Annotated in this window: 24 protein-coding genes; 12 read left to right on the top strand and 12 right to left on the bottom strand. The window is 61.2% G+C overall.

The window, feature by feature from the left end; genetic code table 11:
• Positions 1–126: 126 nt before the first annotated feature.
• From LB568_RS20520 to hemF, 3 genes are all read right to left on the bottom strand, one after another.
• A complete protein-coding gene (locus tag LB568_RS20520) occupies positions 127–312 on the bottom strand; it encodes a DUF1059 domain-containing protein (protein WP_013893455.1) in 186 nt (61 codons plus the stop codon).
• Positions 313–548: 236 nt separating this feature from the next.
• Positions 549–962: a DUF1344 domain-containing protein gene (locus tag LB568_RS20525; RefSeq protein ID WP_224731127.1), complete on the bottom strand. Its 414-nt coding sequence runs from the start codon at positions 960–962 to the stop codon at positions 549–551.
• Between the two features lie 157 nt (positions 963–1,119).
• The gene (hemF, locus tag LB568_RS20530) at positions 1,120–2,034 is read right to left on the bottom strand and encodes an oxygen-dependent coproporphyrinogen oxidase (protein WP_041164087.1); all 915 of its coding nucleotides are present in this window, start codon (positions 2,032–2,034) and stop codon (positions 1,120–1,122) included.
• A 162-nt stretch (positions 2,035–2,196) separates the two neighbouring features.
• On the opposite strand from hemF, the gene LB568_RS20535 reads away from it, so the two are divergent.
• Positions 2,197–2,454 carry a hypothetical protein gene (locus tag LB568_RS20535; RefSeq protein WP_013893458.1) on the top strand — a complete coding sequence of 86 codons (258 nt, stop codon included), beginning with the start codon at positions 2,197–2,199 and terminating at the stop codon, positions 2,452–2,454.
• A gap of 2 nt (positions 2,455–2,456) precedes the next feature.
• Here the strand turns inward: LB568_RS20535 and LB568_RS20540 are convergent, their stop codons facing one another.
• The 3 genes from LB568_RS20540 to LB568_RS20550 all read right to left on the bottom strand — a co-directional run bounded on the left by LB568_RS20540 (position 2,457) and on the right by LB568_RS20550 (position 4,762).
• The gene (locus LB568_RS20540) at positions 2,457–3,563 is read right to left on the bottom strand and encodes a hypothetical protein (RefSeq protein WP_041164088.1); all 1,107 of its coding nucleotides are present in this window, start codon (positions 3,561–3,563) and stop codon (positions 2,457–2,459) included.
• A gap of 162 nt (positions 3,564–3,725) precedes the next feature.
• Positions 3,726–4,175, bottom strand: a complete 450-nt coding sequence (gene soxR, locus LB568_RS20545) for a redox-sensitive transcriptional activator SoxR (RefSeq protein WP_013893460.1) — start codon at positions 4,173–4,175, stop codon at positions 3,726–3,728.
• A 128-nt stretch (positions 4,176–4,303) separates the two neighbouring features.
• Positions 4,304–4,762, bottom strand: coding sequence for a tRNA (cytidine(34)-2'-O)-methyltransferase (locus tag LB568_RS20550; RefSeq protein WP_013893461.1), 459 nt, complete (start codon positions 4,760–4,762; stop codon positions 4,304–4,306).
• 467 nt (positions 4,763–5,229) lie between these two features.
• Here LB568_RS20550 and LB568_RS20555 point away from each other — a divergent pair, with 467 nt between their 5' ends.
• From LB568_RS20555 to LB568_RS20575, 5 genes are read left to right on the top strand one after another with little or no spacing between them, the layout of a single operon-like run.
• On the top strand, positions 5,230–5,625 hold the full coding sequence (locus LB568_RS20555) for a hypothetical protein (RefSeq protein WP_013893462.1): 396 nt from the start codon (positions 5,230–5,232) through the stop codon (positions 5,623–5,625).
• Positions 5,626–5,654: 29 nt separating this feature from the next.
• Positions 5,655–7,556: an ABC transporter ATP-binding protein gene (locus LB568_RS20560; protein ID WP_013893463.1), complete on the top strand. Its 1,902-nt coding sequence runs from the start codon at positions 5,655–5,657 to the stop codon at positions 7,554–7,556.
• Between the two features lie 10 nt (positions 7,557–7,566).
• Positions 7,567–9,450, top strand: coding sequence for an ABC transporter ATP-binding protein (locus LB568_RS20565; RefSeq protein WP_013893464.1), 1,884 nt, complete (start codon positions 7,567–7,569; stop codon positions 9,448–9,450).
• A gap of 5 nt (positions 9,451–9,455) precedes the next feature.
• Positions 9,456–9,797 (top strand): DUF6984 family protein, encoded by a 342-nt coding sequence (locus LB568_RS20570; protein ID WP_013893465.1) that lies wholly within the window; start codon positions 9,456–9,458, stop codon positions 9,795–9,797.
• Positions 9,797–10,108: a DUF6665 family protein gene (locus tag LB568_RS20575; RefSeq protein ID WP_013893466.1), complete on the top strand. Its 312-nt coding sequence runs from the start codon at positions 9,797–9,799 to the stop codon at positions 10,106–10,108. Before LB568_RS20570 ends, LB568_RS20575 begins: the two co-directional genes overlap by 1 nt.
• On the opposite strand, the gene LB568_RS20580 is transcribed toward LB568_RS20575, so the two are convergent.
• Both LB568_RS20580 and LB568_RS20585 read right to left on the bottom strand, forming a co-directional pair.
• Complete coding sequence (locus LB568_RS20580) at positions 10,089–10,973, bottom strand: alpha/beta fold hydrolase (protein ID WP_013893467.1); 885 nt, start codon at positions 10,971–10,973, stop codon at positions 10,089–10,091. The two genes, LB568_RS20575 and LB568_RS20580, sit on opposite strands and share 20 nt — an antisense overlap.
• Positions 10,974–11,048: 75 nt before the next feature.
• Positions 11,049–11,393 (bottom strand): cupin domain-containing protein, encoded by a 345-nt coding sequence (locus LB568_RS20585; protein WP_013893468.1) that lies wholly within the window; start codon positions 11,391–11,393, stop codon positions 11,049–11,051.
• Between the two features lie 313 nt (positions 11,394–11,706).
• Between LB568_RS20585 and petA the strand changes: the two genes are divergently transcribed.
• The 6 genes from petA to LB568_RS20615 all read left to right on the top strand — a co-directional run bounded on the left by petA (position 11,707) and on the right by LB568_RS20615 (position 17,435).
• Positions 11,707–12,267: a ubiquinol-cytochrome c reductase iron-sulfur subunit gene (gene petA / locus LB568_RS20590; RefSeq protein ID WP_013893469.1), complete on the top strand. Its 561-nt coding sequence runs from the start codon at positions 11,707–11,709 to the stop codon at positions 12,265–12,267.
• 16 nt (positions 12,268–12,283) lie between these two features.
• Positions 12,284–13,585, top strand: coding sequence for a cytochrome b (locus LB568_RS20595; protein WP_013893470.1), 1,302 nt, complete (start codon positions 12,284–12,286; stop codon positions 13,583–13,585).
• Positions 13,586–13,696: 111 nt separating this feature from the next.
• Positions 13,697–14,569, top strand: coding sequence for a cytochrome c1 (locus LB568_RS20600; RefSeq protein WP_041164091.1), 873 nt, complete (start codon positions 13,697–13,699; stop codon positions 14,567–14,569).
• A gap of 126 nt (positions 14,570–14,695) precedes the next feature.
• A complete protein-coding gene (locus LB568_RS20605; RefSeq protein ID WP_224731128.1) occupies positions 14,696–15,391 on the top strand; it encodes an acid phosphatase in 696 nt (231 codons plus the stop codon).
• Between the two features lie 165 nt (positions 15,392–15,556).
• Positions 15,557–16,702 (top strand): alpha-hydroxy acid oxidase, encoded by a 1,146-nt coding sequence (locus tag LB568_RS20610; protein ID WP_224731129.1) that lies wholly within the window; start codon positions 15,557–15,559, stop codon positions 16,700–16,702.
• A gap of 187 nt (positions 16,703–16,889) precedes the next feature.
• Positions 16,890–17,435, top strand: coding sequence for an adenine phosphoribosyltransferase (locus LB568_RS20615; protein WP_013893474.1), 546 nt, complete (start codon positions 16,890–16,892; stop codon positions 17,433–17,435).
• A 171-nt stretch (positions 17,436–17,606) separates the two neighbouring features.
• Here LB568_RS20615 and LB568_RS20620 read toward each other — a convergent pair whose 3' ends face one another.
• The 4 genes from LB568_RS20620 to ychF form a co-directional block, all read right to left on the bottom strand.
• Entirely contained in the window at positions 17,607–18,077 is a 471-nt protein-coding gene (locus LB568_RS20620; protein ID WP_140574851.1) for a MaoC family dehydratase, read from the bottom strand.
• On the bottom strand, positions 18,074–18,544 hold the full coding sequence (locus LB568_RS20625) for a MaoC family dehydratase (protein WP_140574853.1): 471 nt from the start codon (positions 18,542–18,544) through the stop codon (positions 18,074–18,076). Before LB568_RS20625 ends, LB568_RS20620 begins: the two co-directional genes overlap by 4 nt.
• A gap of 126 nt (positions 18,545–18,670) precedes the next feature.
• Positions 18,671–19,645: a magnesium/cobalt transporter CorA gene (corA, locus tag LB568_RS20630; RefSeq protein ID WP_013893477.1), complete on the bottom strand. Its 975-nt coding sequence runs from the start codon at positions 19,643–19,645 to the stop codon at positions 18,671–18,673.
• Between the two features lie 220 nt (positions 19,646–19,865).
• The gene (ychF, locus tag LB568_RS20635) at positions 19,866–20,969 is read right to left on the bottom strand and encodes a redox-regulated ATPase YchF (protein WP_224731130.1); all 1,104 of its coding nucleotides are present in this window, start codon (positions 20,967–20,969) and stop codon (positions 19,866–19,868) included.
• Positions 20,970–21,120 lie beyond the last annotated feature (151 nt).

The raw sequence follows: 21,120 nt of genomic DNA on the forward strand, positions 1-21,120 counted from the left end.
ACGTGCACCGCGTCGAAGCGATTTCCTGCAACATCTCGTCGTCGCAATACGGAGCAGGTGCGGTGCCATGTATCAAAGCGCCCACAACGCCAAAGCGAATGGCGGGCGTCAAGGTCGGCGCACAGCTTACGCGGCGTCGCGGACTTTCTCGATGCGTGAACGAATCGCCTCGATCATCGTCTCGCGGATGATCGTCTCGCCATGTGTCTCGCGCATATGCTCGACGGCACGGCGCATCACCTCGGCTTCCTCGCCGGCACGGGTGTGCCAGTCACAGCCGGGAACGAGCGACCCGCAGTGGAATTCCTTCATCGGATTTCTCCCTTTTTCCTCCGTGGAGCCTGGGCGAGGCTCCGGTGCTTTCTTGGCCCAGGTTCCGAATTCCGGGCTTGGACTTTCGCAGCCTGAGCGGGTGGAAAGCATAACACAGATGGGGTGATATTGGTTGCGGTCAACCACAAAAAGGCGGAGCGGTTCCGCTCCGCCCTCTTACGCTTGGCCCAGGGCAGGGCCGGACATCGTCTCGTCCAGCCCGGGCGGGTTGGTCGTCACTTCATGATCTTGACCGACTCGGCAATCTTGTTCTTGCCGCTCGTGTCCCATGAGATTCTGACTTTTTCACCGACCTTCAGGCCAGGATCCTTGAAGGTGCTGGGAAGCGTAAAAGATGATCCGTTGTCAAGAACCAGGCTCATGGCTGTCGCGTCGAAGGTCTTGACCGTGCCGGTGGTGTGCTTGACGGCGGCGAATGCTACCGAACCGGAAGCGAGCAAGGCCGCCGCGGCGGCCGAAACAATGATCTTGCGCATCGCAAAGTACTCCTGGAAAGAGCGGGCATCCTTTTGACGAGGTGTCCCGCATCGTCTTGGGCCGTCCGGTTGCGTCGAGTCGCGGCCCGCTTGTTTCGACGCAATTCCGAACGGAAAACCCGTTTCCCACTTTCTCGGAATTGCGCTCAGCAAACCACCGGCGCTTCCCGACCCGGCACAAGAATTAGACCAATCTTTTCAAGTGCCTATTAGACGAAAAAGAAATTTTCGCAGGACCCCGTGCCACATTCCATGCCCATTTCGCCGGGAATGGGACATCAATACGGCTCACATCACGCTCACCATCTTGTTACGGCCAGCGGACCTCTGGCGGCAGGCTGGACAGGATCGACGCGACATTGCCGCCGGTTTTCAGGCCGAAGATGGTGCCGCGATCGTGAAGCAGGTTGAATTCGACATAGCGGCCACGGCGGATGAGCTGTTCGTCGCGGTCGCCGTCGGTCCAGTTCTCGTTGAAGTTGGCGCGCACGAGATGGCCGTAGACGACCAGGAAAGATCGCCCGACATCCTGGACGAAGTTGAAATCGGCATTCCAGCCGCCCGCGGCTTCGCCTGAATGCAGGTAGTCGAAGAAGATGCCGCCGGTGCCGCGAGGCTCGTTGCGGTGCGGCAGATAGAAGTACTCGTCGCACCAGGTCTTGAATTTCGGGTAGTCGGCGACGCCAGCGTTCTTTTCGCAAGCGAACTGCATGGCGCGGTGGAAAGCGATGCTATCGGGGTCGTCCTGGGTGCGGCGGCGGTCGAGCACCGGGGTCAGATCGGCGCCGCCGCCGAACCAATGGCTGGAAGTGACCACCATGCGCGTGTTCATGTGCACCGCCGGGACGTTGGGGTTCCAGGGATGCGCGATCAGCGAAATGCCGGAGGCCCAGAAACGCGGGTCTTCCTCGGCGCCGGGTATCTGCTTCCTGAATTCGGGTGAGAACTCGCCATAAACAGTCGAAGTGTGGACGCCGACCTTCTCGAAGACGCGGCCATGCATCATCGACATGGTGCCGCCGCCGCCCTTGCCCTGGTCACGCTCCCAGGGCGTCTTTTCGAAGCGGCCCGGCGCCCATGAGGCCAGCGGGCCCTGGAGATCCTGTTCGATCTGCTCGAAGGCGCCGCAGATGCGTTCGCGCAAGGCCTCGAACCACAGGCGTGCCTTCATCTTCTTCTCTTCGATGTCGGCGGGCAGGCCAAGTGGCATTTCAGGTCGTTCCAAGTGCTGTCTCCGGTTGCGGGTCGGCCGAGTCGACAAAAGACTCGTCTTTTCCGGGCGCGATCCCTAATCTCTTAAGGGACAGGGTCAAGTCACTTTGGTTTTGCGCATGATCCTTTCCGAACCCGCTTTCGGGGTCATGCGCCAGGTGCAAGGAGTGGTTTCGTGCGCACCCCGGCAAGACCGCCGCTGGATGGCCTGAAGAAAAGGCTCGACCAAAGCCGAGCCGAACGCGAGCGCATGCCGCGCGACGGTTTCCTGCGCGAGACCTTCGTGCTGCCGCGCTCCGATGCGCGGCTCAAGGCCAAGGAATGGTTCGAGCGTTTCCCCAAGCAGGCCTACTGGACCGAGATCGAAAGCTGGTTCGAACGACCGGGGGATTTGATCGAATTCACCATCAGGCGGTTGCCGGCGGCGGATTGAGGCTACAGACGTCGACTTGAACTCTGTGATTTTATCAAATAGTCGTATTTTTCCTTCGTATCCGCTTTTCCGAAAAAACCGTAAATTCTAGAAAGTGTCCCGTAGAGATCGGAATTTCCCCCATAGAGAGAGATCTCTCTTTCAATGAAATCTCTAGATAATTGAATTTTATTCAGTTTTTGTTTATTAATCGTGACATTGCCGCCATTTATGCCGAACACTTCCTCGTAGTACAGAATGCCTGCATATCCTATATATCCCTTTCCCGGATACATGTAATACGTGTTCAATAGCTCTTTTGCGCCGGCATCAAATGAATTATCGGAATAGTTATCTAAAATGATCTCAGCGTCTATTTTATTTGCCATCGCAGGAAAGAATGTTTTGTCGTACTTTAGTGATTCGGTGAACCAAAATAACGCCTTCTCCAGAAGCTTACGGCTATTTTTTTCATCGGTTAATTTTTTACGATCGGCCGCGTATGTGATGCCAATCAGATTCGTATACCACTTCAAGTCTCTATTCTCAGCGATATTGGCCAAAGCTCTTTGCCGCACAAAATCCGTATCAAACTTTGAGGTATTGTATAGGCTATAATACTCATCGGAGGCTGAGATGACTCCTTTCGATATCTCATCCACATAGTTTAGACCAGATAAGCCTGAGGTGGCCTGAAAGTCCGTTGTAAATACTTCGTACCGTGTCGGATTACACTTCTCGTCTATGTGCAATATAATCTCGATAGTTTTTACGTCAACGGACGATATATATCCAATTAATTTTGCGTAGCTGTTTGAATTGTAATACTCGTGGAGTAACTCTGTCGACTTGTCTGGATTTTTTAAGGATCCAAAGCCAGATATGTCTTTTTTCTCGGATACTGCATCTCTGATGTATCTATTTGACCGTATTGAGACGATGTCGGAAATTTTCTCGGGTGATATAAAATGGCAATTATTACCCGATCCGTCAAAGGAGATATTTATATCTATAAAATACTTATTCCCGTTAAACGCATAAAATGTGCAGAAAATCAAAATAAATAGGAAAAACGAGCTTGAAAATACGGCAGAAATTATCGCCCAGTATTTTTTAAAAAATCCGCTCATCCGAATTCGCCCCCGATTTCCATGACAAATGAAAATCTACTAGATTAGTAATATCGGATGGTGTCACTGTCTATGCGTTTGACGTAAAGTAGCTTTTGACGGATTCGAAGCGAATTGATGTCAAATGGATGTTCGCGTTGATATCGAAATCTGCCTATTAAGTTAAGGTGTCTGAGGCACCAGCCTTCTCGCCCCCGTTCCTTCCCTTGCCAGCCTGTCGCCCTTGTTCCTGAGCGGACATTTGTCGATCGACATGCAGCCGCAGCCGATGCAGTCGGTCAGGCCGTCGCGCAGCTTCTTTAGCTGGCTGATCTTCTGGTCGAGGCTATCGCGCCAAGCCGTTGAAAGCAGATTCCAATCCTCTCGCGTCGGCGTACGGCCTTCAGGTAACGATTCAAGTGCCGCGCCGATCTCGGCCAGCGAGATGCCGACCTCCTGCGCGACCTTGATGATTGCCACCCGCCGCAGCACGTCGCGGCCGTAGCGGCGCTGGTTGCCAGACGTGCGGTGGCTGCGGATCAGCCCGCGCGCCTCGTAGAAGTGCAATGCCGATACAGCCACGCCGCTGCGCATGGCCACCTGGCCGACCGTCAGTTCCGCTGCTGGAGCCATTTCCCATTTTCCGCTTGACCTCAAGTTGAGTTGAGCTTGTAGCGAAGAAATGCCGATGGAGCAAATGACAGGAGAAGGCGATGTGCGCCTGGGTGAAAATGACTGGAAACGGCGTTGCCGGCGAACCGCTATCCGAGCTGCCGGACGGCTTCGCCAGCCACCATGGCGACGGAAAGCGCGACGTTGATGCTGCGCGCGCCACCCTGCATGGGGATGGTCAGCCGCGCGTCCGCGGCCTGATGGATCGGATCCGGCACGCCTGCGGATTCGCGGCCGAACAGGAGGATGTCGCCACGGGCGAAGGCGAATTCGGTGTAAGGGGCCGTGGCCTTGGTCGACAGAAGCACCAGCCGTTTCGCATGCACCTTGCGCCAGTCCTCGAAGGCGTCCCAGTCGACATGCCGGGTCAGGGCAGCCATTTCGAGGTAGTCCATGCCGGCGCGTCTGAGCGCTTTGTCGGAGAGCGGGAAGCCGGCCGGTTCGATGATGTCGACGCCAAGGCCGAGGCAAGCGGCGAAGCGCAGGATTGTCCCGGTATTGCCGGCGATGTCAGGCTGGTAGAGCGCGATGCGGAGACGACAGTTCATTTCCGCGTCTTTCTAATAAGTGGCAGATCGGCCACAGCGACCTCGCGGTTTTGGAAATTCCTGGACCTGCGGGTGGCCATTTTCTGCGAAGTCGGGTATACGGCCGGCATTGTCAACCCGAACCGATGGAGGGGTAACTCATGATGACCATGCACATCCAGCGCCTCTCCTGTGGGCCAGTACGCCCCACGGCGGTTTCGGTACGACGATTCTCCTGACTCTCTAAGACTTGATCGCACCGATTCCCGCCGAAACGATTTTTCGGCACTCGAAGGAATCCTGCGATGTTTTTCAAAAAGTCAAAAGGGCTGAACGCCCAAGCTGAGCATGTCCGGACCGACACTTGTCGTGTCCAGACCGATTCGTTCAGTCATGCCCTGACCGAGGCAATGCGCACCTCCGGCCGAATGCCGGTGGTCGAACTTGCTTCGCCTTTTTTATCACATCTTCACATGGAGGACGGACCAATGTTCGATCCCTACAGAATACCCGGTTCAAGAAGCCTGCACGAGCGCAAGATGGCGACCTGGGCTCTGCTGATCGGGGAAACCTATTCGTCGGCAGTCCACGCCGAAGTCCGCCGCCGGCCGCATCGCGGCATGCTGCCGGATGTCGATTTTTCGCGTGCGGTTCCCGACCCGGGCCGGCCCTCGCTGGTGCGCCGGATTATCCGGCTGATCCGGCCGGGCGCGAAAATCCGGCTCGTCGACACCGCACCGTCAGGATCGACAAACGAGCCTGTCGGCGAAAAGCCCGCGAGCCCCTATATAGCGCGAAGCAGGGCCGGCGGTCCGGATGATTCCGGACCGTCGGCCCTCGGCGCCACACGGCCCGGGGACTTCGTACGTCGCCACGCCGCGTAAGCGGGAAACAGATTTCACGAGCATGACCTATGTTGTTGTTTAGCTGGTTTGAAAGAAGGCTCGATCCATTCCCCGCAGCGGAACCGGTCGAGCCGCCCAAGACGCTGGTGGCCTTCTGCCTGCATTATACGCGCGGGGCATGGCCCTATATCCTGACCGATGCGGTGCTGGTGACGGCCATCGCCATCGCGGAAGTGTGGATGTTCGGTTTCCTCGGCCGCATCGTCGACTGGCTGTCGGGGCAGAACCGCGAAACCTTCCTGCAGACGGAAGGCTGGAAGCTCGCCGGCATGGCCTTCATCGTGCTGTTCGCGCTGCCGGGCACCGTCTGGCTGCATTCGCTGCTCAACCAGCAGACGCTGATGGGCAATTATCCCATGCGCATCCGCTGGCAGGTGCACCGTTACCTGCTCAAGCAATCGATGAGCTTCTATCAGGACGAGTTCGCCGGCCGCATCGCCACCAAGCTGATGCAGACGGCGCTCGCCGTGCGCGAATGTGTCATCAAGTTGATCGACGTGCTGAACTACGTCGTCGTCTATTTCCTCGGCATGCTGTTCATCGTCGGCTCGGCCGACTGGCGGCTGGCGGCGCCGCTGGGCGTCTGGCTGGTCGGTTACATCCTGTTGCTGCGCTTTTTCATCCCGCGCCTCGGCAAGGTCGGCGAGGAGCAGGCCAATGCGCGCTCGACCATGACGGGCCGCGTCGTCGACAGCTACACCAACATCCAGACGGTCAAGCTGTTCAGCCATTCGCGCCGCGAGGCCTCCTTCGCCAGGGAAGGCATGATGGGCTTCCTCGACACGGTCTACCGGTCGATGCGGCTGGTGACGGTGCTTTTCGGTTCGCTCTACATCCTGAACGCCTTGCTGCTGTTCTCGGTCACCGCCATCTCGCTGTGGCTGTGGATGGGGCAAGCGGTGACGATCGGCGCGGTGGCCGTGGTCATCGGCCTGGTGCTCAGGATGTGGGGCATGTCGCAGTGGATTATGTGGGAAATGTCGGGCCTGTTCGAGAACATCGGCACGGTGCAGGACGGCATTGCCTCGATCTCGCTGCCGCGCCTGGTCGAGGACAAGCCCGGTGCGAAGGAGATCGCCGTTTCCCGTGGTGAAATCCGCTTCGAGGACATCCGTTTCCATTACGGCAAGCAGAAGGGCGTCATTGAGAGCCTGTCGCTGGCGGTGAAGCCGGGCGAGAAGGTCGGCATCGTCGGCCGCTCGGGCGCCGGCAAGTCGACGCTGGTCAATCTGCTCCTGCGCTTCTACGACCTGGAGAGCGGCCGGATCCTGATCGACGGCCAGGAGATCGCCGGTGTGAAGCAGGATTCGCTGCGTGCCCAGATTGGCATGGTCACGCAGGACACTTCGCTGCTGCATCGTTCGGTGCGCGATAACATCCTCTATGGCCGGCCCGACGCGTCGGACGAGATGCTTGTCGAGGCGGCGCGGCGAGCCGAGGCGCTGGATTTCATCGGCGGGCTTTCGGACCACAATGGCCGCAAAGGGTTCGACGCCCATGTCGGCGACCGCGGGGTCAAATTGTCCGGAGGCCAGCGGCAACGCATCGCCATTGCTCGCGTTATGTTGAAGGATGCGCCTATACTTATCCTTGACGAGGCGACATCGGCGCTGGATTCCGAGGCGGAAGCGGCCATCCAGGAGAATCTCTACAAGCTCATGCAAGGCAAGACCGTCATCGCCATCGCGCACCGGCTGTCGACCATCGCGGCGATGGACAGGCTGGTCGTGATGGACCAGGGCCGCGTCATCGAGGAGGGTTCGCACGACGAACTCGTCGCCAAGGGCGGGCTCTATGCGCAGCTCTGGCAACGCCAGTCGGGCGGCTTCCTGCTCGAGGAAAGCTCCGTCGACGCCGCCAACGACCTCGTTGCCAACGACATCGGTGCCAAGGGGCAAGCCGCAGAATGATGACCGCCGCATGATGACAGCCGTCTATCGCTGGTTCGAGAACTGGGTCTATCCGTTCAGGGAGCCGTCGAGCCTTCGGCCACCTTCAAGCGTCACCGGCTTTCTCTGGCATTATGTCGGCCAGGCGAAATTCGCCTTCTTCGCCATGCTGGTGATCGGCGGCATCGCGCCGCTGGTCGAGGCGGGCCTGTTCTACTTCGTCGGGCGGCTGGTCGATATTCTCGACCAGCTTCCCGGCGAGCGCAGCTGGCATGCGTTGTGGACCGCTGCCGGCCCGGAGCTGGTGTTCATGATCGTGGTGGTGCTGGTCGTCCGCACCATCGTCGTCGGCCTGTCGGCGCTGGTCGACGAACAGACGATCACGCCGGGCTTCTACAATCTGGTGCGCTGGCAGGCGCACCGGCACGTCTCGCGCCAGTCCTATGCCTTCTTCCAGAATGATTTCGCCGGCCGCATCGCCACCAAGGTGTGGCAGGCGGGCCAGGCGACCGGCGATTTGATGGAAAGCTTCATCGAGGTGGTCTGGTTCATGGTCGTCTACACGGTGACGACGCTGGCGCTGGTCGCCGGGCTCGATCTCAGGCTCGCTGTGCTGGTGGTGATCTGGATCACCGCCTTCGGCTGGCTGGCCAAGCTCTACCTGCCGGCGATCCGCAAGCATGCCGAGGCGACGGCCGAGGCCGGCTCGATGATCACCGGGCGCATCGTCGATTCCTATTCCAACGTGCAGACGCTGAAGCTGTTCTCGGCCGACGGCGACGACCGCTACATCAGGAACGGCTTCGACATCTATCTCGACGCGCTGCGCCCCTTCACCCGCCGGCTGACCGGGGTGCGCATGGCGCTGACGACGCTGTCGGGCATCATGATCACGGCGATCGGCTGTTTTGCCGTCTATCTCTGGGTCGAGGGCTCGATCACCGTCGGCGCGGTCGCCTTCACGCTGTCGCTGGTGCTTCGGCTCAACATGCTGCTCGGCCGGCTGATGATGCAGCTCAACAGCATCTTGCGAAATCTCGGCGTGCTGGAGAACTCCAAAGCGCTGATCTCGCAGCCGCTCGGGCTCATCGACGCGCCCGATGCGAAAGAACTTGTCGTGGCTGGCGGCCGCATCGACGTGAAAAACGTCGAGTTCCATTACGGCAAGGGGTTCGGGGTGCTGAACGGCATCGACCTTGTCGTCAAGCCGGGCGAGAAAGTCGGGCTGGTCGGACCGTCGGGTGCCGGCAAGACGACGCTCGCCAATCTGATCCTGCGGCTCTACGATTTGGAGAGCGGCTCGATCACCATCGACGGCCAGGACGTTTCGGACGTTACGCAGAATTCACTGCGCGCCAATATCGGCGTCGTCAGCCAGGACACGGCGCTGTTCCATCGCTCGTTGCGCGACAACATCAAGCTCGGCATGCCCGATGCGACCGATGCGGAGGTGATCGCGGCGGCGAAGAAGGCCGAGGCGCACGAGTTCATCCTTGGCCTGCGCGACAACAGGGACCGGGCCGGCTACGAGGCCTTTGTCGGCGAGCGCGGCGTCAAGCTTTCGGGAGGCCAGCGCCAGCGCGTCGCAATCGCACGTGTCTTCCTCAAGGATGCGCCAATCCTGATCCTCGACGAGGCGACCTCGGCGCTCGATTCCGACATCGAGGCGGCGATCCAGGAAAATTTGACGCGGCTGATGCAGGACAAGACCGTGATCGCCATCGCCCACCGGCTGTCGACGATCGCCGCCCTCGATCGCCTGGTGGTGCTCGATGGCGGCCGCATCGTCGAGCAAGGCACGCATGACGAACTGGTGGCGCTCGACGGTCTTTATGCGCGGCTGTGGAAACGGCAGTCCGGCGGCTTCCTCTATCACGAGGAAAGCGTGCTGGAAGAGACACGGCCGGCGGAGTAGGTTTGATGGCTATTGTCTTGCCGCTAGAGACTGAAGTGCTCAATGAGCTCCGGTTGGAATTGCTTAAGTTCCTCTCCGACCATTCTGGACTTTCCGTGCCGGCAGCAGTCTCCTTTACAAAAATGGACGATGGGGACATGGGAAGCTTCGAAGCTGTAGCTGTTGGCCATTCCTTGACAACTAAGGCGCGACTGATCTCCGATTTTGCCTACACGGATGTCGACGGTATGGGCGTCTTAGTGTCCGCGTTCTCGGATGGACACGTTATTTCCGCGGTCGATTTTTGGAGATATGATTTCGGCCCTATTTTATCTTTTCCCGAAGCTAAGGACTTGGAGGCCCGCTGATGTCTCTACGCCCCCCTTCTGGTTCGACGAGCGCTGCCGCTGCCGAAGCGGCCTTCGATGCGCTTGGCCACGAGATCCTGGCCGAGAAGGCGGCTGCGCTCGGCCGCGCCGGGCAGAAGGTCGAGGAAACGCTGGCACGGTTGCGCGACAATGCCGACGAACAGATACGCTCGACACTCCTGAAAGAGGCCGCCAAGGCGGTGCATGCCTACTTCATCCAGCGCGAACTGTGCGGCCTTCGCCGACATGAGGCGGTGATCCGCGAATACAACATCCCGAAAGCCGTGCTGGTCAGGCTTGGCGCCATGTAGGGCCGAAGCCTGCAGCGCTGATTTCCCTGTGGAATCTCGCCAGGCGCGTTGCGAGCGCTTCGGGGTTCTCATCGGCAACGAAGTGTCCGCTGCCCGCGATGATGTCGCCCTCTACGTTCGACAGCCCGGCCGCCCGCAGCCCGTCGACATAGTCGCCGATGTCGCCGGCCTCGGCCGCCCCCCTCAGATACAGCACCGGGATCGCGATCGGCTGCTTGGGCGCAAGGGCGTTGGCTTTGGCGTCTTCGGGGAAGGCGCGGTACCAGTCGAAGCCGGCCTGAAGGCTTTCCGGCCGGGAATAGGCTCTTGCGTAGATTTCCCTGGCCTCGGCGGGGATCGATGCCCGGTCCTTCGAAAGCGCATTGAAGAAGAAGTCGAAATAGGCGCTCTGATGGCCGCTCACCAGCGTTTCCGGCAATGCCGGGACGGCATGGAATGCAAAATGCCAGATCATTGGATTGCGAATGACCTCCTCCCACGGCGCGACACCCGGAACGACGACATCCATGATCGCCGCGCCAGAAAGACTGTCGGGATGGTCACGCAACAGAGCGAACACGATCTGGCCGCCGACATCATGGCCGGCGGCCACGAGTTGGCGCAGCCCGCAAGCCTCGGCAACGCCCCTCATCAGCCTCGCCAGGGTTTTCTTGTCGCCGGCCTTGGGCATGCCTTGCGAGCCGCCGATGCAGGGCAGGTCGGGTGCGACGACCCGGTAGTCGGCGGCCAGCCGGCCGATCACGCGTTCGAACGCGTAGGAGCTTTGCGGCCACCCATGCAGCAGGAGGAAGGCAGGCGCATCGGCCGGGCCTGCCTCGCGGATGGCGATGCTCAGCCCTTCGATTTCGATGTTTGAGGTTCGCATGTCCTGCACGTCCTGGCCCGATGCCACGCCATAGATCTAGGCGGCAATCGGGAACTCGACAGGGCTATGCCGGATTCACTCCAGCCATTCGGTGATGAACGTGCCGTTCTCGTGGATGTCCGTCGTTTCCAGCGGCCCCGGCCCGAGATTGGTGAATTTGTGCGGCGTGTGGGGCGGCACGATCAGGACCTGGCCGGCGGTGGCCTCGATTTCCTGGTCGCCGACCGTGAACAGGCCGGTGCCCTGGCGGATGATGAAGATCTCCGCGTAGGGATGGGAGTGCAACCGGGGGCCGCCGCCGACATCGGGCAGGTGATTGAAGATCAGGCAGGAGTTGGAGCCATAGGCGCCGCACTGCAGTTCACCCTTCCAGCGGTCGGGGCGAACGGCCCATTCCTCGCGATCGATGACGTGTGCCATGCAAGCAAGGATAGATCACACCGGCGTCCCGTGTCGAGGCGAGCCGGGGCATTGGATTTGCGGTTGTTTCCCGGTTGTTTAGCCGCCTTTTGCGACCATTCGCCGCCTTGCCGCGCAGTGGCGGATTTTGTCCCCGCGACAATCTGCCCTTGTGCCTTCACCCGTCTGGACAAAAACGGGCTTCACGCATAAACCGAAGTCCAAATGCCGGAGGAATTCGCTAGCCTGTTCGCCATGCGCTGTCGGGTTGGCGTGATTGAGCGGGGAACAGGCTCGGCCACCGGCGCGGAAGAGGCGAAAGGATCAGGCACCCGTGAGCGCAACCGATACCCACGATCCCAACCGTCGAGATTTTCTCTACGTCGCCACCGGCATGGCAGCCGTGGTCGGCGCCGGCGCCGTTGCCTGGCCCTTCATCGACCAGATGCGCCCCGATGCCTCGACGCTGGCGCTTGCCTCGGTCGAGGTCGATGTTGCCTCGCTGACACCGGGCATGTCCTTGATCGTCAAGTGGCGCGGCAAGCCGGTCGTGGTGCGCAACCGCACCGAACAGGAAATGAAGGACGGCGAGGCCGTCAAGCTCTCCGATCTCAAGGATCCGATCGCCCGCAATGCCAACCTTCCGGCCGACGCGCCGGCGACCGACGCCAACCGCACCACGCCCGGCAAGGAAGCCTGGATGGTGATGGTTCAGGTCTGCACCCATCTAGGCTGCATTCCGCTCGGCCAGGAAGGCGATTTCGGCGGCTGGTTCTGCCCGTGCCACGGCTCGCAATACGATACCGCCGGCCGCATCCGCAAAGGCCCGGCGCCCGAGAACATGGCTGTGCCGGTATTCAAGTTCATTTCCGATACCAAGATCCTTATCGGTTGAGGCAGGGGATATTTCGATGAGCGAGGGACACTCGACCTACACGCCCAAGACCGGTATCGAACGCTGGTTCGACGCCCGCATGCCGCTGCCGCGGCTGGTTTATGACAGCTTCGTCGCCTATCCGGTGCCGCGCAACCTCAACTATGCGTGGACCTTCGGCGGCATCCTGTCGATCATGCTGGTGGCGCAGATCCTGACCGGCATCGTGCTGGCCATGCACTACACGGCCGACACCAATCTCGCCTTCGGCTCGGTCGAGAAGATCATGCGCGATGTCAATTCCGGCTGGCTGCTGCGCTACATGCATGCCAACGGCGCCTCGTTCTTCTTCGTCGCCGTCTATATCCACATCTTCCGTGGCCTCTATTACGGCTCCTACAAGGCTCCGCGCGAACTGCTCTGGATCCTCGGCTGCATCATCTACCTCCTGATGATGGCGACCGGCTTCATGGGCTACGTGCTGCCATGGGGACAGATGAGCTTCTGGGGCGCGACCGTCATCACCGGCTTCTTCAGCGCCATTCCGCTGGTCGGCGACTGGATCCAGCAGCTGCTGCTGGGCGGCTTCGCCGTCGACAACCCGACGCTCAACCGCTTCTTCGCGCTGCATTACCTGCTGCCCTTCATGATCGCCGGTGTCGTCGTGCTGCACGTCTGGGCGCTGCATGTCGTGGGCCAGTCAAACCCGACCGGCATCGAGGTCAAATCGAAGACCGACACCGTCGCCTTCACCCCTTACGCGACCATCAAGGACGCGTTCGGCATGATCGTGTTCCTGTTCTTCTTCGCCTATTTCGTCTTCTACCTGCCGAACTATCTCGGCCATCCGGACAATTATACGGTCGCCAACCCGCTGAAGACCCCGGCCCATATCGTGCCGGAATGGTACTTCCTGCCGTTCTACGCGATCCTGCGCGCCATCACCTTCAACATCGGGCCGATCAACTCCAAGCTCGGCGGCGTGCTGTGCATGTTCGGCGCCATCGTCATGTTGTTCCTGGTGCCGTGGCTCGACACCTCCAAGGTGCGCTCGGCGGTCTACCGGCCCTGGTACAAGCTGTTCTTCTGGCTGTTCGTGGCCGATGCCATCCTGCTCGGCTGGCTGGGCTCGCAGCCGGCGGAAGGCAGCTATGTGTTCATGGCGCAGATGGCGACGCTGTTCTACTTCGCCTTCTTCCTGATCGCGCTGCCGGTGCTGGGCCTGATCGAGACGCCACGCAGGGTGCCGAATTCGATCACCGAGGCGGTGCTCGAGAAGAACAAGGGCGGCAGCGGGCATCCGGCGGGCGCCACGGCCGCACCAGAGACCAAGGGCTAGAGCATGATCCCGAAAAGTGGGAACCGGTTTTCCCGGACAAACGGAACCGTTTGTCCAGAGATCATGCTCAAACAGGAAGACAGAGCGGTAGAGAATCTAAGGGGATTTGGCATGAAAAAGATTCTCACCTCGCTGGCGCTGATCGGCCTTGTGGCCGCCGGCGTTGGAACTGGAGGCACTTGGGCATTCGCCGCCGAAGAGGCGCACAATGCAGCCGCACCGACGCATTTCCCGATCGACGAGCCGAAGGAGATGAGCTGGAGCTTCACCGGCCCGTTCGGCACCTATGACAAGGCGCAGCTGCAACGCGGCCTGAAGGTCTACAAGGAAGTCTGCTCGGCCTGCCATTCGATGAATTTGGTAGCGTTCCGCACGCTGTCGGACCTCGGCTACAGTGACGCCCAGATCAAGACGCTGGCCGCCGAATACACCATTCATGACGGCCCCAACGATGCCGGCGACATGTTCGACCGTCCCGGCAAGCCGTCAGACCATTTCCCGGCGCCGTTCGCCAACGAAGAAGCTGCCGCTGCCTCCAACGGTGGCGCTGCGCCGCCGGACATGTCGCTGCTGGCCAAGGCGCGCGGCGTCGAGCGCGGCTTTCCGCAGTTCGTCTTCGACATCTTCACCCAGTATGACGCGGGCGGCCCCGACTATATCCATTCGCTGCTGACCGGCTACGACCAGACGCCGCCGGCTGGAATGGTCATCCCGGAGGGTACGCACTACAATCCGTATTTCATGTCGGGCGTGTCGCTGAAGATGCCCAAGCCGCTCTCCGACGGCCAGGTGACCTATGATGACGGCTCGCCGCAGACCGTCGACCAGTATTCCCGCGACGTGGCCGCCTTCCTGACATGGGCCGCCGAGCCGCACATGGAAGACCGCAAGAAAATGGGTTTCCGCGTGCTGGTGTTCCTGCTGCTGTTCGGCGCGCTGGTCTATCTGACCAAGCGCAAGGTGTGGGAAGGCATCGCCCACTGAGCGGGCGGACATAGCGAAATGCAGGGGGCGCCGAGAGGCGCCCTTTTTGCGTCCGGTTACGGTCATGTCACATGGCCGTCACCGCATCTGGCGATCCTGCGGCATTCTCGAACAAAGGATCGCTCCATGAAGAAATACGCATCGCTCGCGGCTGGTCTGCTGCTGCTGGTCATCGGCTCGGCCGCCCAGGCCGAAGACGCAAAACCCTTCGTCACCAACAAGGATGTCGACCTGACGATGATCCTGCCGCCTCCACCGGCGAACGATTCGGCCGAGACCAAGGCCGAACTCGGCGAGGTGCTGACGCTGCAGGTGACGCGCACGCCCGAAATGGAGGCCCGTGCCGTCGCCGATGCCGAAGAGAATGTCTGGCGCTTCGCCGATGTGATGGGGCCGAATTTCAGTGCGGAAAAGCTGCCGAAATTCAGCGCCTTCTTCGATCGCGTCGCCGCCACTGAAGGTGCTGTCGTCGACCCGGCCAAGGATATCTGGAAGCGTCCGCGCCCGCACCAGCTCAGCGAGCTCGTCAAGCCGGCGGTCAAGCTGTCGAGCTCCGGCTCCTGGCCGTCCGGCCACGCCACTGTCGGCACCATGATGGGCATCATCCTTGCCGACATGGTTCCGGAGAGGCGCGCCGAGATCATGGCGCGCGCGGCCGAATACGCCCACAACCGCGTTGTCGGCGGCATCCACTATCCGTCCGATGTCGAGATGGGCAAGATTTCCGGCAGCGTCATTGCCGCGGTCCTGCTTAACCGGGACGATTTCAAGGCCGAATATGAGGTGGCCAGGGCCGAGCTGCGTTCCGACCTCGGCATGTAGCGTTCGTCGGCAATCTCGGCAGAGAGGGGCGCTTCAGGCGCCCCTTTTCGTGTTCACGGCCGTGCACTACGGGGAACTCAGCAATTAGTCCGTTGGCATGGCCGCATCTGGTTGATATTTCAACAGTGGCAAAGGCTTCGTCCGCCATGGCCTTGGAAATCGATGATGCGGCTCAGCGACTGTCACAATTTTTCCGATTTCCGGCGGATGGCACAGCAAAGGCTGCCGGGGCCGATCTTCAATTACATCGATGGCGCGGCCGATGACGAGGTCACTTATCGCCGCAACACCGCAAGTTTCGAAAGCTGTGACCTGGTCCCCAACGTCCTGCGCGGGGTGAGCGAGATCGACATGTCGGTGACCGTCATGGGCCAGAAATTGGCTATGCCGTTCTATTGCTCGCCGACTGCCCTGCAGCGGCTTTTCCACCATCAGGGCGAGAGGGCGGTCGCCAAAGCCGCGGCCAAATACGGCACGATGTTCGGTGTTTCCACGCTCGGCACCGTCAGCCTCGAGGAGGTGCGCAGGATCAGCGGCAGCCCGCAGATCTACCAGTTCTACTTCCACCGAGATCGCGGCCTCAACCGGGCGATGATGCAGCGGGCAAGGCAGGTTGGCGTAGAAGTGATGATGCTGACCGTCGACAGCATCACCGGGGGTAATCGCGAACGCGACAAGCGCACTGGCTTTGCCATTCCCTTCAAACTCAACCTTGCCGGCATGGCGCAGTTCGCGCTGAAGCCGGCTTGGGCAATCAACTATTTCACCCATGAGGGCTTCAAGTTGCCGCAGCTCGACGAACATGTCGACATGGGCGGCGGCACGATGTCGATCAGCCGCTACTTCACCGAGATGCTCGATCCGTCGATGACCTGGGACGATGTCGCCGAGATGGTCAGGCAATGGTCGGGTCCGTTCTGCCTCAAGGGTATCATGTCGGTGGAGGATGCCAGACGCGCCGTCGATATCGGCTGCAGCGGCATCGTGCTGTCCAACCATGGCGGGCGGCAGTTGGATGGCTCGCGGGCGGCATTCGACCAGCTTGCCGAGGTCGTCGATGCCGTCGGCGACAAGATCGACGTCATCATGGATGGCGGTGTGCAGCGCGGCACCCATGTGCTGAAGGCACTGTCGCTCGGGGCCAAGGCCGTCGGCATTGGCCGTTATTATATGTTTCCTCTGGCGGCGGCCGGCCAACCGGGTGTCGAAAGGGCGCTCGAGCAGATGCGGGTCGAGGTCGAACGCGGCATGAAGCTGATGGGCTGCAGTTCGATCGGACAATTGTCGCGCTCCAATCTCCGTTTCAGATAGTCGGCGTCGGGCGGACCATCGCGGATCATGCGGATGCGGAATATGGCTGGGTCGGCGAGATCGATCCCTTGCCGATGCGGCTTGTCTCAGCCGCCACATCGCGCTAGCCGTTGTCGGTCGCGCCGGGTTACGATCGGACCCCGCCGCCTTTCACGCCTGTCAGTTGGATCATCCGGAGAGCCGTCTCATGAAACCTTCGCTCGAAGACACGCTGCTGGCGTCGATCCGCACCATTCCGGACTATCCCAAGCCCGGCATCCTGTTTCGCGACATCACGACGCTGCTTGGCAATGCGCGCGCCTTCCGCCGCGCCATCGACGAGCTGGTGCATCCCTATGCCGGTCAGAAGATCGACAAGATCGCCGGCATCGAGGCGCGCGGCTTCATCCTTGGCGGCGCCGTCGCCCACCAGCTCTCGGCCGGCTTCGTGCCGATCCGCAAGAAGGGCAAGCTGCCTTACGAGACCGTGCGCGTCGCCTACAGCCTGGAATACGGGCTCGACGAAATGGAGATGCACAAGGACGGCGTTGCCCCTGGAGAGAAGGTGATCCTCGTCGACGACCTGATCGCCACTGGCGGCACGGCGGAGGCGGCGGTCAAGCTCTTGCGCCAGATCGGCGCCGATATCCTCGCCGCCTGCTTCGTCATCGACCTGCCGGACCTCGGCGGGCGCGCCAAGCTGGAAGCGCTCGGTGTGCCGGTGCGGACGCTGATCGGGTTCGAGGGGCATTGAGGGAGCAGTTCTTCCCTTCTCCCCTTGTGGGAGAAGGTGGATCGGCGCGCAGCGCCGAGACGGTTGAGGGATGGGTGACGGAGTGCCGTCGGCGCCAAGCTGGAACACCCCTCATCCGACCTCGCTACGCGAGGCCACCTTCTCCCACAAGGGGAGAAGGAAGAGGCGCCACTACTCCACCTTCACCAGCACGGCGCTCTCGAACTCCAGCACCTTGTCGCCGGCCGAGGCGAAGGCCTCGCAGCGCAGCGTCAGCAGGCGCCAGCCGGGGCGTGAGGCGATCGGGCGGTGGGAAAGGGCGGTGCGCGTGAAGGTGACGGTTTCGCCGGCGTAGACCGGCTTCAGCCATTTAAGGTTCTTGAAGCCGGGCGAGGGGCCGAATTCGGGGACCAGGCCGGGGCCTTTCCAGGCAGCGCCCCCGGTGTCCATGCCGGCTTCGAGATTGAGTTTCATCCAGGTGGCGGCGGTATGCCAGCCGGACGCGCAGAGGCCGCCGAGCACGCTCTTCCTGGCGGCTTCCTCGTCGACATGGAAGATCTGCGGGTCGTATTTGCGGGCGAAGGCCTTGATCGCCTCGGGCTCGAATGTGTGCGAGCCCAGCGTCACGGTGGTGCCGATGCGGAAGAATTCGTCCAGGGTCATGCCAGGCTCCCCGCGGCCTCACGCGTGAGGAACATGACGGAATTCTCAAGCTCGAAAACGCTTTCGCCGCGCTGGTTGAACAGTTCGCTGCGCATGGTGACGAAGCCGAGTTGCGGCTTCGATTTCGACAGGCGCCTGGCGACGACCACGAGGCTGCCGGTGAGCTGATCGCCGGCCAGGACCGGCTTCTTCCATTTGACCTGGTCGACGCCTGGCGCACCCTGGCAGGTGGAGTCCAGCAGGAAGGCATCGCACAGCATGCGCATGAACATGGCGCAGGTGTGCCAGCCCGAGGCCGCCAGCCCGCCAAGGATGCTGGCCTTGCCGGCCTCCTCGTCGAGATGCATCGGCTGGGCGTCGAACTCCCGCGCGAATTCGATGATCTCGGCGGCACTTACCAGCTTGGTGCCGAGGTCGAGCGAGGTGCCCTCGACGAAGTCCTCATAGGCCCAGGTTTTTGCAGTCATGGTCTGAAATCCGGCTCAGGAATCCGCGATCCCCAGGGATCGGGCATCCCGGATGCAGGCCGGGCGCGGTTTGGTCAAGTTATTTCTGGTGCGCCAGCAACAGGCAGTCCGCCCGTGGCGAACCGATCAAAGCCAGCCGCGGCGGCGGAAATACCAGAAGGGCAGGATCGCCGACAGGATCATCAGGCCGATGGCGAAGGGATAGCCAAGCTGCCATTTCAGCTCGGGAATGACGTCGAAATTCATGCCGTAGATGGAGGCGACCAGCGTTGGCGGCAGGAAGATGACGGCGGCAACCGAGAAGATCTTGATGATGGCGTTCTGCTCGATCGAGATCATGCCGAGCGTGGCGTCGAGCAGGAAGGAGATCTTCTGCGACAGGAAGGTGGCGTGGTCGGCAAGCGACAGCACATCGCGCGACAAGGTCTTGATGCGGGCGCGAATATCCTTGCTCATCCTGGTCTGGGTTGCGACATGGGCGAGGAAACCGGCGAGGCGCTGCAGCGAGATCAGGCTGTCGCGCACGGAGGAGGCGATGTCCTCCTTGCGGCCGATGGCTTTCAGCAGCTCCTGGAAGTCGCGGTTGCGCTTCGACGCCTTGGTCGAGGTCGCCTGGAAGATGTCACGCGAGATCACTTCCACGTCGCGGCCGGCGCGCTCGAGAATGTCGGCAAGGCGATCGACGATCGCTTCCAGCAGGCCGATCAGGATGGTGTCGCCGCTGGTGCATCCGGTCGCCGCCTTCTCGGCGCGCAGCGGAAAGGTCTTGAACGCCTTCGGCTCGTGGTAGCGCACGGTGATCAGCCTGTTGCCCGCAAGCGCGAACGTGACCGGCGACATCAGGGGATCGTCGACCTCGGTCTGGGCGGGCAGGGTGGCGGTCATGAAGTAGGCGCCGTCCTCGATGTAGAGGCGGCTGGAAATCTCGATCTCCTCCATCTCCTCGCGGGTCGGGATGGCGATGCCGAGCCAGCTTTCGATGGTGGCCTCTTCCTCCTTGGTCGGATTGACGAGATCGGCCCAGACCACCTTGTCGCCATTGGCCTGGAGGTCGTCGGTGAGGCGCAGGCGATCATTGTCGACGACGAAGGCCTTGATCATCGCCAGATCTCCCCTGCTGGATCAAAGGGCGGTTGGATTGATGTCGGATTGCACGGCTCTTCGTCGCATGCGCCGAGCGTGTGGCCTGCCGCTTAGACCCGTGCCATGACAAAATCAAGACAAGTGGCCATTGGACGGGATGGCACCAGAGCTCGGAGATACGCCGATGGTGCATCGCCGCAGGATGGCGACGATGCTTTGGATGCCCAGCGTGCGAGCATCACGTGTTGAACTTGAACAGCATGATGTCGCCGTCCTGGACGACATATTCCTTGCCTTCGTCGCGTGCCTTGCCGGCTTCCTTGGCCGCTACTTCGCCGCCCAGCGCGACGAAGTCGTTGTAGGCGATGGTCTGGGCGCGGATGAAGCCGCGTTCGAAATCGGTGTGGATGACGCCGGCGGCCTGGGGGGCCTTGTCGCCCTTGTGGATGGTCCAGGCGCGCGTCTCCTTGGGCCCGACGGTGAAATAGGTGATGAGGTGTAGCAGCTCGTAGCCGGCGCGGATCACCTTATTCAGGCCGGGCTCGTCGAGGCCGAGCGATGACAGGAATTCCATCTCCTCTTCGTCCGAGAGCTGGGCGACTTCGGCCTCGATCGCGGCCGAGATCACCACGGTGCCGGCGCCCTGGGCGGTCGCCATCTTTTCCACGGCCCTGGTGTGTTCGTTGCCGGTGGCGGCGTCGGCCTCGGCGACATTGCAGACATAGAGCACGGGATGCGAGGTCAACAGGTTCAGTCCCTGCAGGATGCGCAGGTCCTCGGCCGAAATGCCCTTGAGCAGGATGCGGGTCGGCTTGCCAGCCTGCAGCAGTTCGAGCGCTGCCTCCATCATCGGCAGCACGGTCGTCGCTTCCTTGTCCTTGGTCGAAGCGCGCTTGCGGATCTGCACGATGCGGCGCTCGAGGCTGTCGAGGTCGGCGAGCATCAGCTCGGTCTCGACCGTCTCGGCATCGGCGACGGGGTCGATGCGGCCCTCGACATGGGTGATGTCGTCATCCTCGAAGCAGCGCAGCACGTGCACGATGGCGTCGACCTCGCGGATGCTGGCGAGGAATTGGTTGCCCAGCCCTTCGCCCTTCGAGGCACCGCGCACCAGGCCAGCGATGTCGACGAAGGAGATGCGGGTCGGGATGATCTCCTTCGACTTGCCGATCGCGGCGATCTTGCCTAGCCGCGGATCGGGCACCGCCACCTCGCCGGTGTTCGGTTCGATGGTGCAGAAGGGATAGTTGGCGGCCTGCGCCGCCGCCGTTCTGGTCAACGCGTTGAAGAGCGTGGACTTGCCGACGTTGGGCAAGCCAACGATGCCGCATTTGAAACCCATTTTGTCCAGTCCTATCGGGAATTCGAAATTTGATGAGGGCTATGGGCGATAGGGGGGAGGAACGTCAAGCCCCGCGGTCGCACGGGCAGGGCCGCGAAAGGCCGCATCGCAGGGCGATCGGCCGTTTTTGAGCAGTTCGAGCCGCGCGTTT

The organism is Mesorhizobium sp. B263B2A (genome assembly GCF_020165775.1).
Lineage (GTDB): Bacteria > Pseudomonadota > Alphaproteobacteria > Rhizobiales > Rhizobiaceae > Mesorhizobium > Mesorhizobium opportunistum.